This window comes from Staphylococcus sp. FW104-15G4D, from assembly GCF_058790135.1.
Genome location: NZ_JBYTCH010000001.1, coordinates 210,039 through 224,262, shown reverse-complemented (window position 1 = coordinate 224,262; position 14,224 = coordinate 210,039). Strand labels below are relative to the sequence as shown.

The window sequence follows — 14,224 nt, the reverse complement described above, 5'->3', positions numbered from 1 at the left end:
ATAAGTAGAATGTTTAATGAAAGTTAAAGTTTAATGACGAAAAAACTAAAATTTTTAGAAAGTGCACCACTACGTGTTTAAAGACTAATATTCTGAATAAAAAAATTTTTTCAAGTTTCTTTGCTTGCATTTTACTAAAATTTAGACGTACCTGTTCATTGTGTGACCTGGTAAAATCTCAATATGATAGTATGCAACATATATATACCAATTTGAATATTAATCACTTTCATTACCCACAATTGAGTTGCTTAATAGTCTAGCACTTACTAACAGAACATGTGTTCGTGTTATTATTATAAAACGTCTCTTTTTAATTTGCAAGTACTCATGCATAGCTCCTTTATTTATGCTAATATAGTTACGTTAATCTTATTGTATTGAGGCGATAATATTGAATCCAAAAGTAAAAGGTATTATTGCTATATTAATTTCTGCTATTGGATTTAGTTTTATGTCTGTATTCTTCAGACTTGCTGGAGACTTACCTGTCTTCCAAAAATCTTTAGCTAGAAATTTAGTAGCTATGTTTATACCTCTATTTTTTATCATAAAATATAAGCAACCTATATTTGGTAAACTGAGTAGCCAACCTTTATTGATTTCACGTTCTACACTAGGTCTCATAGGAGTATTACTGAATATATACGCTATTGACCATATGGTACTTAGTGATGCCGATACACTTATGAAATTGAATCCTTTCTGGACAATTCTCCTAAGTTTAATCTTTTTACATGAGAAGGTTCGTAAATATCAAATATCAGCGATGATTATCGCTATATTAGGTATGTTACTCATTGTTAAACCTGAATTTTCATCATCAGTGATTCCATCAATAGCCGGCTTATTTTCAGGTATATTTGCTGCGTCAGCTTACACATGTGTTCGTGCACTTAGTACACGTGAAAAACCTTATACAATTGTATTTTATTTCTCATTATTCTCAGTTGTTGTCTTAATACCATTCTCAATTTTCACATTTGAACCTATGACAACTGTCCAAGTTTTATACTTGCTTGGTGCAGGTTTATCTGCAGCTGTTGGACAAATAGGTATCACACTTGCATATAGCTTTGCGCCTGCTAAAGACATTTCAATTTTCACATATGCTTCTATAATATTCACAGCATTATTTGGTTTCATCTTATTCGGAGAAACACCAGATATGTTAGCTACTTTAGGTTATGTTGTTATTATTAGCGCAAGTTACTATATGTTTGAAAAGGCACGACGAGAATCAAATATAAAAGAAAGTTAAAGGAGCTAAATTAAATGGCACAAGGGCGTCAAAAAAATGAACTTCAAGATATTACTTTACTAGGAAATCAAAACAATACGTATGATTTTAATTACAGACCAGATGTTCTAGAAACCTTTGATAACAAGCATCAAGGTCGTGACTACTTCGTCAAATTTAATTGTCCAGAGTTTACATCGTTATGCCCTATTACAGGCCAACCAGATTTTGCAACAATTTATATTTCATATATCCCTAATGTCAAAATGGTTGAATCTAAATCATTGAAACTATATTTATTTAGCTTTAGAAACCATGGTGACTTCCACGAAGATTGTATGAATATAATTATGAATGATTTGATTGAACTTATGGATCCTCATTATATTGAAGTTTGGGGTAAATTCACACCTAGAGGTGGCATCTCAATTGACCCATATACAAACTATGGCCGTCCTAATTCTAAATATGAAAAGATGGCTGAACATCGTTTGATGAATCACGATATGTATCCTGAAAAGATTGATAATCGATAAATACCACTATCCTCCATTAAAATTAAATGTTTAATGGAGGATTTTTGTTATAAAAAATTATTTTCAAATTTGATAAAAAAGTATTGCACTTTGACGCGTTAAAGCGTATTTTATTTATATTGATTTATTTCTACACATGCTTATAATTAATCAAATAAAGACACATATTATCTTATAAATGTAGTAAAATCTATAAATTGACTGAATATTCATATTATTTTTATTTTTTGAAAATTGTTGAAACTTATTATTTACAATAGTACAATCGTTTTTAAACAATTAAATATGGTATTAGGGGAAGAAAGGATGGGATGATATTATGACAACGAATAATTCCCATGAGCAAGCAGTTCAAGAAATACCTCAACATGGATTCTTTGGGCATCCTCGAGGTTTAGGCGTACTCTTTTTCGTAGAGTTTTGGGAGCGTTTTAGCTACTACGGCATGAGAGCGATGCTTATTTTTTATATGTATTTTGCGATACAAGATCATGGACTTGGAATCGATAAAACTACGGCAATGTCTATCATGTCTGTATACGGGGCTTTAATATACATGTCTTCTATTCCAGGAGGTTGGATTGCGGACAGAATTACAGGGACACGTGGTGCAACTTTAATAGGTGCAGTTTTAATAATTATCGGACATATCTGTTTAAGTTTACCATTTGCAATGTTTGGCCTATTCGCTTCTATGTTCTTTATTATTGTTGGTTCAGGTTTAATGAAGCCAAATATTTCAAATATTGTAGGTCGTTTGTATCCACAAAATGACGTGAGAATGGACGCAGGATTTGTTATCTTCTATATGTCTGTTAACTTTGGCGCACTTGTTTCACCTATTATTTTGCAACACTTCATTAATGTTAGAAACTTCCATGGCGGATTCTTAATTGCTGCTATTGGTATGGCATTAGGTTTAGTTTGGTACGTATTATTTAATCGCAAAAATTTAGGTAGTGTAGGCATGAAACCAACAAATCCACTATCACCAACTGAAAAGAAAAAATACAGTATAATTATAGCGACCATTACAGCAGTTATAGCGATAGTAGTTATCATTTCTTACATAACTCATACACTATCATTCGATCTAGTTAGTAATTCAGTACTCGTTTTAGGTATTGCATTACCAATAATCTATTTCACTACTATGATTCGTAGTAAAGAAGTAACTGATATTGAACGTTCACGTGTAAAAGCTTTTATTCCTTTATTTATTTTAGGTATGCTTTTCTGGGCAATACAAGAACAAGGCTCTAACGTATTAAATATTTATGGTATAGAGCATTCAGATATGAAATTAAATTTATTTGGTTGGAAAACAAACTTCGGTGAAGCCATCTTCCAATCAATAAATCCTTTGTTTATCTTATTATTTGCACCAGTCGTATCTGCAGTTTGGCAAAAATTAGGTAAACGTCAACCTAGCCTACCAATGAAATTTGTTATAGGCGCTTTAATGGCTGGCGCATCATATATTATGATGGGTATTATTGGTAATATTTACGGAAACGCGCATTTCTCAGTAAACTGGGTAATTCTCTCATACATCATATGTGTCGTTGGTGAGTTGTGTCTTTCTCCTACTGGTAATAGTGCAGCAGTAAAATTAGCACCGAAAGCATTCAATGCTCAAATGATGAGTTTATGGTTATTAACAAACGCATCTGCTCAAGCATTTAATGGTACATTAGTTAAATTAATAGATCCATTGGGTCAAACGAATTACTTCATTTTCTTAGGTGTTACTACAGCTGTAATTACATTTATTATTCTTGCTTTCAGTCCTAAAATTATAAAAGCGATGAAAGGCATTCGTTAATCGTATCTCTAGCTACAAGTCGATTATTTTCGACTTGTGGTTTTTTTATTTTATAATAGTTATAATTTCTAATTATTTGCTTTTGTTACTCGAAAAAGGGTAACCCTTAAACTAAGAGAATTTTACGAAAGTAGGCATTCAAAATGGAAAATAAATATAACCATGGTGTCTTGTTTTATCATGAGCATAGTGGCTTAAAAGATATATATGAAGGACTTGGTGAGGTAACCAAATCACTTAGTTCAATGTGTAAGCACTTATCAATTCAGTTAAGTGAAAACGAAGGCGACATTATCAAATACTGTGAATCTATTAAGAATGATAAATATGGTTCAGAAATAGATATATTATTTATTTTAGGTGGAGATGGTACTGTTAATGAACTGGTAAACGGTGTCATGCAACACGATTTACAATTACCAGTGGGTATTATCCCAGGTGGAACATTTAATGACTTCACTAAAACATTAAACTTAGACTCTAACTTTAAAAATGCAAGTTCCCAATTACTTTCAGCACAAGTTGGTTCATATGATGTAATGAAAGTTAATGATACATTTGTCCTTAACTTTGTTGGTTTAGGGCTAATAGTTCAAAATGCTGAGAATGTCCAAGAAGGTTCTAAGGATGTTTTTGGCAAGCTAAGTTATATTGGATCAACAGTAAAAACACTAATGAATCCTAGTAAATTCAACTTTAAACTCAACGTTGATGGAAGAGAAGAAACTGGTAATACCTCTATGCTTCTTATAGCTAATGGCCCAAATATCGGTGGCGGACGCGTTCCTTTAACTGACCTCTCTCCTCAAGATGGAAAAGTTGATACGTTTATATTCGATGATCAAAGTTTTAGTATTTTAAATGATATTTTTAAGAAAAGAGATAGTATGAATTGGAATGAAATTACTGAGGGCATAGACCATATTCCAGGTCAACATATTTCTCTATCCACTGAACCTAATATGAAAGTCGATATAGATGGTGAGATTAGTTTAGAAACACCTATTGAAATTGAAGTTTTACCTAAAGCAATACAACTTCTTACTTTTCCAGAATTTGGTAAATCATAAGTTGATTTATTTAGGCTAAGTATTTGATTTAAATAAAGTTAATTATTTACTCGCAACTTCATGAATATAAATCAATTTTAAATAAGAAAACATAAAGTTTTGAATAATAGTGAACGGCAACCTCTATTGAAATAACAATTAGAAGTTGCCGTTTATATGTTTTATAAAGAAATTCTAGTTACCTAAGAAATAATCTTCAACGTCTTTCCAACCACTTACACGGTCAAATCTATCATCATTTATATTATGAGATGCTGTAAACATAATTGATTTACCTTCAAAAATCTCAAGTTGCTTTGGATTATCATCTATTAAATAATCAGCATTCACAATATTTTTTCTCCCACAAAATACAAAGTGTTGTGGGTTTAAGAATGGGAAGAATTCTAATAACCATTCATATTTATCATGAAATGATGTTGGCACATCCATTGCTGCTGTAGCTATATATACGTCATAATGATGATTTAATTTTTCAACTACGTCTTGAGCGTGTGGCATCACTTTCAAACGTCTAAAGAAACCTGGCTCTCTTAATATTTCAGTCACTAATCCTTCATGTTCAGGCATCATATGTTTTAATTTTTTACCATTTAAAGATTCGATGGAAATCCCAAGATTTGCTCTCTCATTTACTGCATCAATAATTTCACCTAGCGTATCAGCTAAGACTTCATCCATATCTATAGCTATTTTCTTTCGAGACATTCTAAAGTACACTCCCTAATGATTTTGAAACTTAAATACATGATTTAGTATAGCAAATATTAAAGTGTAGCACAGTATTCATTCAAAAATCTTCATTCTGCACTACACCCTTTTAACTTTTAAATATATAAATATTAGAACATCTTAATAATTGAAGTCTTTTAATACTTCTAACATCTTCTTATTTTGTTCAGGAAATCCAATCGTAATTCTTACACCATCCGGAAAAGGTCTAGTAATACATCCTACCTTTAGTAACTCATCATATAACGCTTTACTATTGTTGGTTTTTACAAAGATGAAATTAGTTTGACTTGGTAAAAAGTGCTTACTTTGAGGAATTTGATAAAATTTCTCACGTTCTATAGCATTTTTATGAGTAATTTCTTTCAAATACGCTTGGTCTTCTAGTGCAGCAATTGCTGCATATTCTGAGATTCTAGTAACGTTGAATGGTGGTCTAATGATGTTCCACTTTTCAATAGCATCAGAAGAAGCAACTACGTAACCTACTCTTAATCCAGCCAAGCCATAAGCTTTAGAAAATGTGCGCAGTAAAAAAGCATTCTCAAATGTTTCTTGTAACTCTAAAGTGTTAGGAAAATCTGGTGCAGTTACAAATTCAACATACGCTTCATCAATTAATACCGGAATATGACTCGGCACACGTTCCAAGAAATCATTTAGCGTTTCTTGATCAAAATATGTACCAGTTGGGTTATTAGGATTACATAACCAAACTAGAGCTGTATGATCATCAATACTTTGTAGGATACCTTCTAGATCAAACCCACCCTCTTTAAGTGGAACTTGAACAACCTCGGCTGACTCGACGATAGCATTATGATAGTACTGTCCAAAAGTAGCTTCACTCGTCACAATTTTATCTCCAGGTGTTAACACCGCTCTTGAAATCATTAATATTACTTCATCAAGGCCGGCCCCAAATAAAATACGTGATTCGTCGACATTTAAATGTTTACTAATAGCTTTTCTTAGACTTGGTGAGCCACTTTCGGGATAATAATATAGCTCATCTAAATGTTGCTTGATTGCTTCTTTGGCTTTTGGCGTAGGTCCATATAAATTTTCATTTGATGCTAATTTGAATAATTCACCCTCAATACCATACTCTTTTTTTAATGCTTCTGGAGAAAGACCAGGTTCATATGCACATAATTGATCTAACTGACTTTTCATAGTTGAGCATCCCCCTCTAAATTGACTGAAATTTTCAAAAACTTAATATTAATTATAAACAATAATGCATTTTAAAATCAATGAACCTTTAATGGCTAATAAATAAAAATTCCTGACATTTCATCGTGTCAGGAATTCAATAAATATTATTTAATTAACCCTTCTTTTTTCAAATAATCTTTGGCTACTTTATAAGGATCTTGCTTTTTAACTGTTACTTTGTAGTTCATTTCTTGCATTTGTTCATCTGTAATTTTTCCAGCTAATTTATTCAGTGGTTTCTTAACTTCAGGATGTTCTTTAAGGAATTTTTCTTTAAACATTGGTGCACCTTGGTAAGGTGGGAATACGTGTTTATCGTCTTTCAACACAACCATATTATATTGTTTTAATTCAGCATCTGTTGAATACGCATCGATTAAATTAATGTCTCCTTTTTCAACAGCTGTATAACGTAGCTTTGGTTCCATTGTTTTCACATTAGAAATATTAAGATTATACGCCTTTTTAACGGCTTTAAAACCATCAGGACGATCGTTAAATTCTAATGTAAATCCTGGTTTAAGTTTATCTTCAACCTTTTGTAAATCGCCGATTGTCTTAATATTATTTTTCTTTGCAAAGTCTCGTTTAACTGCTAACGCATACGTATTATTATATTTCATTGGTTTAAGCATCGTCATGTGATCTTTCTTCTCTAAACTTGTCTTTGCCTGTTGATATACTGCTGGTTCTTTTTTAGATTTTAAGTCTTCTTTAGTAAGCTCACCTAACACAGTACCCGTAAACTCTAAATAACCATCTATATCATCAGATTTCAAGGCATTAAATAAAAACGATGTTTTACCCATTCCGTCTTTAACATCAACAGTGTCATCTGTTTCATCTTCAATTAAGATTTTATACATGTTAGTAATAACTGAAGGTTCTGAACCTAATTTACCCGCAAGCGTAATCTTGTCACCCTTTTGTGCAAACAGCGGAATTACAATTGCCAATAAAATAACTAGTACAATTGCACCAAGAGTAATTAATATTTTCTTATATGAAAGCTTCTCCATATATCTTAATATTAAATCGAAAATAATAGCTAATAAAGCTGCTGGAATCGCACCAATTAAAATAAGTGAACTATCATTACGATCTATACCTAGTAAAATAAGATCCCCTAAACCACCAGCACCAATAAGTGCTGCTAAAGTAGCAGTTCCGATAATTAATACCATTGCAGTACGTATACCTGCCATAATAACAGGCATCGCAATAGGTAGCTCTACCTTCGTAAGTCTTCTAAATGGTTTCATGCCAATACCTTTAGCCGCTTCAACTAAAGATGGATCTACTTCTTCTATACCAGTATATGTATTACGCAATATAGGCAGTAAAGCATATACAACTAAAGCAATGATTGCAGGCACTCGTCCAATTCCAAATATTGGTATCATCAGACCTAATAATGCTAGAGAAGGAATAGTTTGTAATACCGCAGCGATATTCATTACAATCTCTGATATTTTTTTAGTTTTCGTTAATAGTATTCCTAAAGGTACTGCAATAATAGTTGCAATTAATAATGCGATAAATGAAATTTGGATGTGTTCAATAATCGTAGAAAGAAGTTGTCCTTTTCTATCACTTAACGTGTTTAGAAACTCATGCATGTGTGACGTTCTCCTTTCTTTCAGCTAAATAGTTGAAGATGTCTTCACGTTTTAGTAAATACTGATTTTGCTTGTTACTATCATTAACAATAACAGCATCTGTTTGTGCTAGAAGATGATAGATGTCCTCTACTTTCTGATTCTCATTCACTTCAGGATAACTTGATGTATCTGACATTCCTTCTAAAGGACGATGTATATTTAATTCTTTAATTTTTATATTAGTCAGTCTGTTTTGAGATTGTTGTTCAAGGTGACTTCCCATAAATTGTTTTACAAAGTCAGTTTGAGGATGATCTTTGAAACCTTGCGGTGTATCAATTTGTTCAACATGACCATCATTTAATAGGCAAATTCTATCTCCCAATTTCATTGCTTCGTGAATATCATGTGTAACAAAGACAATAGTCTTTTTAATTTTAGTTTGTAGCTCAATTAAATCATCTTGTAATTTTTCTCTACTTATAGGATCTAATGCACTAAATGGTTCATCCATAATAATGACAGGAGGATCTGCTGCCAAGGCTCTTACCACACCTACACGTTGTCGCTGTCCACCTGACAATTCATCAGGTTTTCGATTTTTAAATTTTTCAGGTTCTAAACCAACCATATTTAATAATTCGTCTACACGTTGATCGATATCTTTATCTTTCCATTTCTTCATTTGAGGTACTTGTGCAACATTTTCTTTTATAGTCATATGTGGAAATAAAGCAATTTGTTGTAAGACGTATCCAATGTCCCAACGCATTTCATATACTGGGTAATCACTAATAGGTTTATCTTTAAAATAAATATATCCTTCACTTAATGGAATTAAGCGATTAATCATTTTAAGTGTTGTCGTTTTTCCACACCCTGATGGTCCAATTAACACGAAAAATTCCCCTTCTTTAATATTAAAACTTACATTATCTACTGCTGTATTATTCCCATATCGTTTCGTAACATTCTTAAATTTAATCACAATTTCACCTTCGTTCATTCTACTAATAGTAGACAATTTTTAATCTATATTCCCTATTAAATCACTTTTAATGAGAAAATAACATTTTATTAAGCTTTATATTATTGAATTTTTCAAATTTTCTACACTTATTAAAAATAGTATATGAATCAAATATACTTATAGGCGTTTTAGAAGAGAGTATTTTATTTTTGCAAATTTGATATCATCAATAGTTCAAAAATTACGCGTTAATTTAAAAACAACGACAAAATCTAGATAAGATAGACTTTGTCGTTGTTAGGATAATGTATTATATACTTGTTTTATAGGTCTGTATTTTTTCTAAAAACTTTGGACAGTAATGCTTCAATTTATAGCTTCCTACTCCATCTATTGAAATCATTTCTTGTTTAGTTTCTGGTTTACGTTTCGCAAATTCTTCAAGTGTATAATCAGAAAAAATATTCACTGGAGGGATATCTAATTTATCACTAAGTTGTTTACGTACTTCAACAAGTTCACTATAAAGTGCGTGATCGACACCTTCGACCGTATTGATATAAACCTTTTCTTTGCTTTTTTGTTTAAACGGCGTAGTATAAACTTTCGTACTATCATTAAGTAAATCTTTAACTGAATTATCACATATGAGGATTTCATCATTTTCATTGAGATAACCTTTAAAACGTAACTCGTCAATTAAATGCGCTAATTCAGATGTAGTGTAGTTTTTCATCAACCCATGAGTTGTAAGTTGATCGTAATCATTGTATTTTATATAGTCTGTAATTTCGCCTCTTAATACTTGAATAATAACGCTATAGCTCTCTTGTTGTTTCATTCTAGCTATACAACTTATTATCATTTTAGCTTCACGTGTCATATCATATGTTTTATTTTCTTGTACACAATTACTGCATTGATCGCATTCTTCTAAATTTTCATTTGGTTCAAAGTAATGCACAATCGTTGCCTCGAGACATTTCTTAGTCTTCGTATATTGAAGCATTTTAGTGAGTTTTTCACCCATTTTATCCTTATAATCATCATCTGCTTGTGAAACAGTAATAAAATACTCATGTAAGCCCTTATCTCGTTCACTAAATAATAGGATACATTCACTTTTTAAACCATCACGACCAGCACGTCCAGCTTCTTGATAATAAGTTTCTATATCTCCAGGCATATTATAATGAACCACATAGCGCACATTTGATTTGTCTATTCCCATTCCAAAGGCATTTGTAGCGACAACCACTTCTACACGATCGTATAGAAAATCGTTTTGCGCTTCTTCACGTTCTTTATTTGTGAGACCAGCATGATAAATTGTACTTTTAACGTTTTCATTTTCTAAAGCTTCATTTAACTCTTCAACCTGTTTACGAGTTGAACAATAAATAATACCTGCTTGTCCTTCATGACTAGTCACGTAGTCCACTACAAATTTTTGACGTTGGTACGTTGGGTTCACTCTGAAAATTAAATTGCGACGTTTCGTGCTCGTCTTAATTTCGTCATTTTTGCCGATGTTTAACTTTTCCATAATGTCCTGTTGAACTTCAGCCGTAGCGGTAGCTGTTAACGCTACAATCGTGAAATCTTGAGGTAAAGAAAATACTCTGTGAATAACACTTTGATAACTTGGTCTAAAATCATGACCCCATTTAGAAATACAATGTGCTTCATCAAATGCAACTAAATGAATATTGACTTTTCGAAGTAAATTTAAGAAATAAGAGTTCTCAAATCTCTCAGGTGCTACATATAAGAATTGAATGTCACCCTGCTTAAGTTCTTGTTCAACCTCTTTTTGTTGCTTCTGAGTCAGACTACTGTTTAAATAAGCAGCTTTGATGCCCATCGCTTTGAGCTGATCAACTTGGTCTTTCATTAATGAAATAAGTGGACTTATAACAATCGTCGTGCCTCCAAGCATTAGTCCTGGTACTTGATAGCATATTGATTTACCGCCACCGGTTGGAAGAACTCCAAGCGTATTGCGATGGTCTAATATTTTGGTTATAATCTCCTTTTGTCCAGGTCGAAATGTTTCGTAACCAAAATAATGCGATAAAGTTTCTTGCATGATTTCATTCTCCTTATTGTTCTTTTATTTCCTCAAGTTCACTCCATCTTGTGATGTCTGCTTCATATGTTTGTTCAAGTTGTTCTTTTTCTTCATTTAGTTCTTTGATTTTGCCATAATCCGCACTGGCGGCTACCATTTCTTCATCAATGACTTCCAATCTTTCTTCCGTCTCTTCAATACGTGTCATAATTGTTTCGTATTCTAATTTTTCTTTATAAGATAACCCTGATTTCTTTCTTGTTTGCGCCTGTTGTTTAGATTGTTGTGCAGATTGTTTAGCTAATGATGTTTGCCTATCTTGTTCTTTCTTATAAGCCTCATAATCTTCAAATGTACCTTTGATTTTTTCCATGTAACCATCATGAATATACCAATACTCTTGTGCAACTTTGTTAAGAAAATATCGATCGTGACTAACAGTTATTACAGAACCACCGAAATCATCGATATAATCCTCTAAAATAGTGAGCGTTTCAGTATCTAATTCGTTTGTTGGCTCATCTAGTAAAAGTACATTAGGTTTATGTACTAATAGACGTAATAAATAAAGTCTTTTTTGTTCTCCACCGGATAGTTTATAAATTTTCTTACCATGAGTAGAACTTGGAAATAGGAATCGCTCTAATAATTGAGTGACAGAAATCGAAGTTCCATCTTTCTCTTTAGCCACTTCACTTTCTTCACGTAAATAATCAATCATTCTAATGTCGCGATTTAACGTTTCCTCTGTTTGTTTAAAATAGGCTACCTTAACAGTCTGCCCAATCTTTAACTCTCCATCAAAGTCATGGTCCTCATTACTTAGTATATTTAGTAATGTTGTTTTACCTGCGCCATTAGGCCCTACAACGCCTATGCGTTGCCCACTTTGAATAATTTCAGTAATATCTTTAAATAATACTCTGTCTTTAATCGACTTCGTTACATGATCTAATTCATAAACTTGTTTACCAAGCCTAGAATATGCAAGGTTCAATTCTCCTTTATCTTGAGAATGGTGACTCTTTACTTCTGATTCAAGATCATTAAATCGGTTAATACGTGCTTGTTGTTTAGTTGTTCTCGCCTTAGCTCCCGCTCGCATCCAAGCTAATTCTTGTTTATATAGTGCTTTTTGCTTTTGCTGTTGCTTTTGTTCAATTATCTCATTTTCAGCACGCATTGCTATGTAATCTTCGTAATTACCTGGGTATGCATTTAACTTCCCTCTATCTAATTCAATGATACGAGTAGATACTTCATTTAGGAAATAACGATCGTGGGTTACAAATAAAACAGTATGCGGGTATTGTTTTACATAATTAATTAACCAGTTAATGGACTCAAAATCTAAATGGTTTGTGGGCTCATCAAGTAGCAATAAATCTGGTTGTTCAATAAGCGTCTTAGCTAGAACAACACGTTTTTGTTGACCACCTGAAAGCTCTCGAACATATTTATTAGTATCATTAATACCTAATTTTGATAATATCGTTTTAATTTCAGCATTATAGTCCCACGCTTCATTCCTATCCATTGCTTCTTGCGCACGCATCATAGTATTTAATTTTGTTTCACTTTGATCAGCTGCATAAGCATTTACAGCACTTTCGTATGCTTTAATAATACTTAATGTAGGTGTGTCCGAACTTAATACTGCTTCAAATACTGTCATATCTCCATCTAAATCTTGCTTCTGAGATGAATAACGTATTCGATATTTATTAGGGTGAGTAATATCTGCAGTAAAATCTTCATCTATGCCACCGATAACCTTGAGTAATGTACTCTTCCCTGTACCATTAATTCCTACAAGACCAATTCTTTCATGTTCTGAGATAGATAAATTTAAATTGTCGAATATGACTTTATCTGCATAGGATTTATTTAAATGTTCAATTTTATATGCTTCCATGCTTATCTTCCTTTTCAAATAAAGAATATTGTCAACTATCGAATTTTTAAAATAATTTTGTTAAGCTTAATTCAGTTCTATATATTATACACCTTTTTAGACTTAAATGATACAAGGAGACATACTTATGGCACAATTCTTTGAAAATCTGCCACCATATATTCAAGCACTCACAGCTGGTATCATCACGTGGTTATTAACTGCGCTTGGTGCGGCAGCTGTTTTTGTGTTTAAGAAGGTAAATGATAAAGTTTTAAACTCAATGCAAGGTTTTGCAGCAGGTATTATGATAGCGGCAAGTTTTTGGTCGTTATTAGAACCTGCTATTGAGTCGAGTAAAGGAAGTTCGGTTCCATGGCTTCCTGCTGCAATAGGTTTTATTCTTGGTGGCTTCTTTATTCGAGCATTAGATTATGTTATTCCTCATATTCATCAAAATGCTCAAGATAAAAATCAACAGCGTGAAGGTGTGAAAACATCACTCGGTAAAAATACATTACTTGTATTAGCAATTACGCTACACAATATTCCCGAGGGATTATCAATTGGTGTAGCGTTTGGGGGCGTTGTCTCAGGTAATGGACAAGCCACTTTCTTAGGTGCAATAGGTCTTGCTATAGGTATTGGTATTCAAAATATTCCTGAAGGTGCTGCATTATCCATGCCAATAAGAGCTGCAGGTGCTTCTCGATTGAAATCTTTCAATTATGGGCAAGCTTCAGCTATTGTTGAGCCTATTTTTGCAACAATTGGTGCAGCTGCTATCTTAGTTGTAAATCCCGTTTTACCTTATGCATTAGCCTTTGCCGCTGGTGCGATGATCTTTGTCGTCGTTGAAGAACTTATCCCAGATTCTCAATCAAGTAATAATACTGATTTAGCTACAATGAGCTTAATGATTGGGTTTACGATTATGATGATACTTGATGTTGCACTTGGTTAGTTTTATTTAAGTTACATTAATTAATTTAGATTAATTTTTGCTTATATACAAAAGAGGACTATCAGATAAATTGTTTCGCGATAAGCGAAGAATCTGATAGCCC

11 protein-coding genes are annotated in these 14,224 nt (G+C 32.6%); 5 read left to right on the top strand and 6 right to left on the bottom strand.

The features are described from left to right. Positions 1 to 394: 394 nt before the first annotated feature. The 4 genes from AC3WQX_RS01090 (at position 395) to AC3WQX_RS01075 (ending at position 4,671) form a co-directional block, all read left to right on the top strand. Positions 395 to 1,261, top strand: coding sequence for a DMT family transporter (locus AC3WQX_RS01090; protein ID WP_002433090.1), 867 nt, complete (start codon positions 395 to 397; stop codon positions 1,259 to 1,261). Between the two features lie 14 nt (positions 1,262 to 1,275). Further along, positions 1,276 to 1,776 carry a preQ(1) synthase gene (gene queF / locus AC3WQX_RS01085; RefSeq protein ID WP_002433157.1) on the top strand — a complete coding sequence of 167 codons (501 nt, stop codon included), beginning with the start codon at positions 1,276 to 1,278 and terminating at the stop codon, positions 1,774 to 1,776. A gap of 319 nt (positions 1,777 to 2,095) precedes the next feature. Further along, positions 2,096 to 3,601 (top strand): peptide MFS transporter, encoded by a 1,506-nt coding sequence (locus tag AC3WQX_RS01080; protein WP_002433276.1) that lies wholly within the window; start codon positions 2,096 to 2,098, stop codon positions 3,599 to 3,601. Between the two features lie 143 nt (positions 3,602 to 3,744). Then, positions 3,745 to 4,671: a diacylglycerol/lipid kinase family protein gene (locus tag AC3WQX_RS01075; protein WP_002433375.1), complete on the top strand. Its 927-nt coding sequence runs from the start codon at positions 3,745 to 3,747 to the stop codon at positions 4,669 to 4,671. 174 nt (positions 4,672 to 4,845) lie between these two features. Here AC3WQX_RS01075 and AC3WQX_RS01070 read toward each other — a convergent pair whose 3' ends face one another. The 6 genes from AC3WQX_RS01070 to AC3WQX_RS01045 form a co-directional block, all read right to left on the bottom strand. Continuing rightward, positions 4,846 to 5,379 carry a 5' nucleotidase, NT5C type gene (locus AC3WQX_RS01070; RefSeq protein WP_002433463.1) on the bottom strand — a complete coding sequence of 178 codons (534 nt, stop codon included), beginning with the start codon at positions 5,377 to 5,379 and terminating at the stop codon, positions 4,846 to 4,848. Positions 5,380 to 5,523: 144 nt separating this feature from the next. Next, the gene (hisC, locus tag AC3WQX_RS01065; protein WP_023350669.1) at positions 5,524 to 6,579 is read right to left on the bottom strand and encodes a histidinol-phosphate transaminase; all 1,056 of its coding nucleotides are present in this window, start codon (positions 6,577 to 6,579) and stop codon (positions 5,524 to 5,526) included. A gap of 146 nt (positions 6,580 to 6,725) precedes the next feature. Continuing rightward, complete coding sequence (locus tag AC3WQX_RS01060; RefSeq protein WP_023350670.1) at positions 6,726 to 8,240, bottom strand: ABC transporter permease/substrate-binding protein; 1,515 nt, start codon at positions 8,238 to 8,240, stop codon at positions 6,726 to 6,728. Next, on the bottom strand, positions 8,233 to 9,210 hold the full coding sequence (locus AC3WQX_RS01055; protein WP_037560675.1) for an ABC transporter ATP-binding protein: 978 nt from the start codon (positions 9,208 to 9,210) through the stop codon (positions 8,233 to 8,235). The genes AC3WQX_RS01060 and AC3WQX_RS01055 overlap by 8 nt, the downstream gene beginning before the upstream one ends. Before the next feature lie 292 nt (positions 9,211 to 9,502). After that, positions 9,503 to 11,284: a DNA helicase RecQ gene (recQ, locus tag AC3WQX_RS01050; protein WP_492739923.1), complete on the bottom strand. Its 1,782-nt coding sequence runs from the start codon at positions 11,282 to 11,284 to the stop codon at positions 9,503 to 9,505. A 10-nt stretch (positions 11,285 to 11,294) separates the two neighbouring features. Next, positions 11,295 to 13,184 (bottom strand): ABC-F family ATP-binding cassette domain-containing protein, encoded by a 1,890-nt coding sequence (locus AC3WQX_RS01045; RefSeq protein ID WP_171817101.1) that lies wholly within the window; start codon positions 13,182 to 13,184, stop codon positions 11,295 to 11,297. Between the two features lie 121 nt (positions 13,185 to 13,305). Between AC3WQX_RS01045 and AC3WQX_RS01040 the strand changes: the two genes are divergently transcribed. Continuing rightward, the gene (locus AC3WQX_RS01040) at positions 13,306 to 14,121 is read left to right on the top strand and encodes a ZIP family metal transporter (protein WP_002433109.1); all 816 of its coding nucleotides are present in this window, start codon (positions 13,306 to 13,308) and stop codon (positions 14,119 to 14,121) included. Positions 14,122 to 14,224 lie beyond the last annotated feature (103 nt).

Coding starts and splice junctions, on each gene's coding strand:
- queF (WP_002433157.1), top strand. CDS start 1,276: ATGGCACAAGGGCGTCAAAAAAATGAACTTCAAGATATTACTTTACTA.
- AC3WQX_RS01070 (WP_002433463.1), bottom strand. CDS start 5,379: ATGTCTCGAAAGAAAATAGCTATAGATATGGATGAAGTCTTAGCTGAT.
- hisC (WP_023350669.1), bottom strand. CDS start 6,579: ATGAAAAGTCAGTTAGATCAATTATGTGCATATGAACCTGGTCTTTCT.
- AC3WQX_RS01060 (WP_023350670.1), bottom strand. CDS start 8,240: ATGCATGAGTTTCTAAACACGTTAAGTGATAGAAAAGGACAACTTCTT.
- AC3WQX_RS01080 (WP_002433276.1), top strand. CDS start 2,096: ATGACAACGAATAATTCCCATGAGCAAGCAGTTCAAGAAATACCTCAA.
- AC3WQX_RS01040 (WP_002433109.1), top strand. CDS start 13,306: ATGGCACAATTCTTTGAAAATCTGCCACCATATATTCAAGCACTCACA.
- AC3WQX_RS01075 (WP_002433375.1), top strand. CDS start 3,745: ATGGAAAATAAATATAACCATGGTGTCTTGTTTTATCATGAGCATAGT.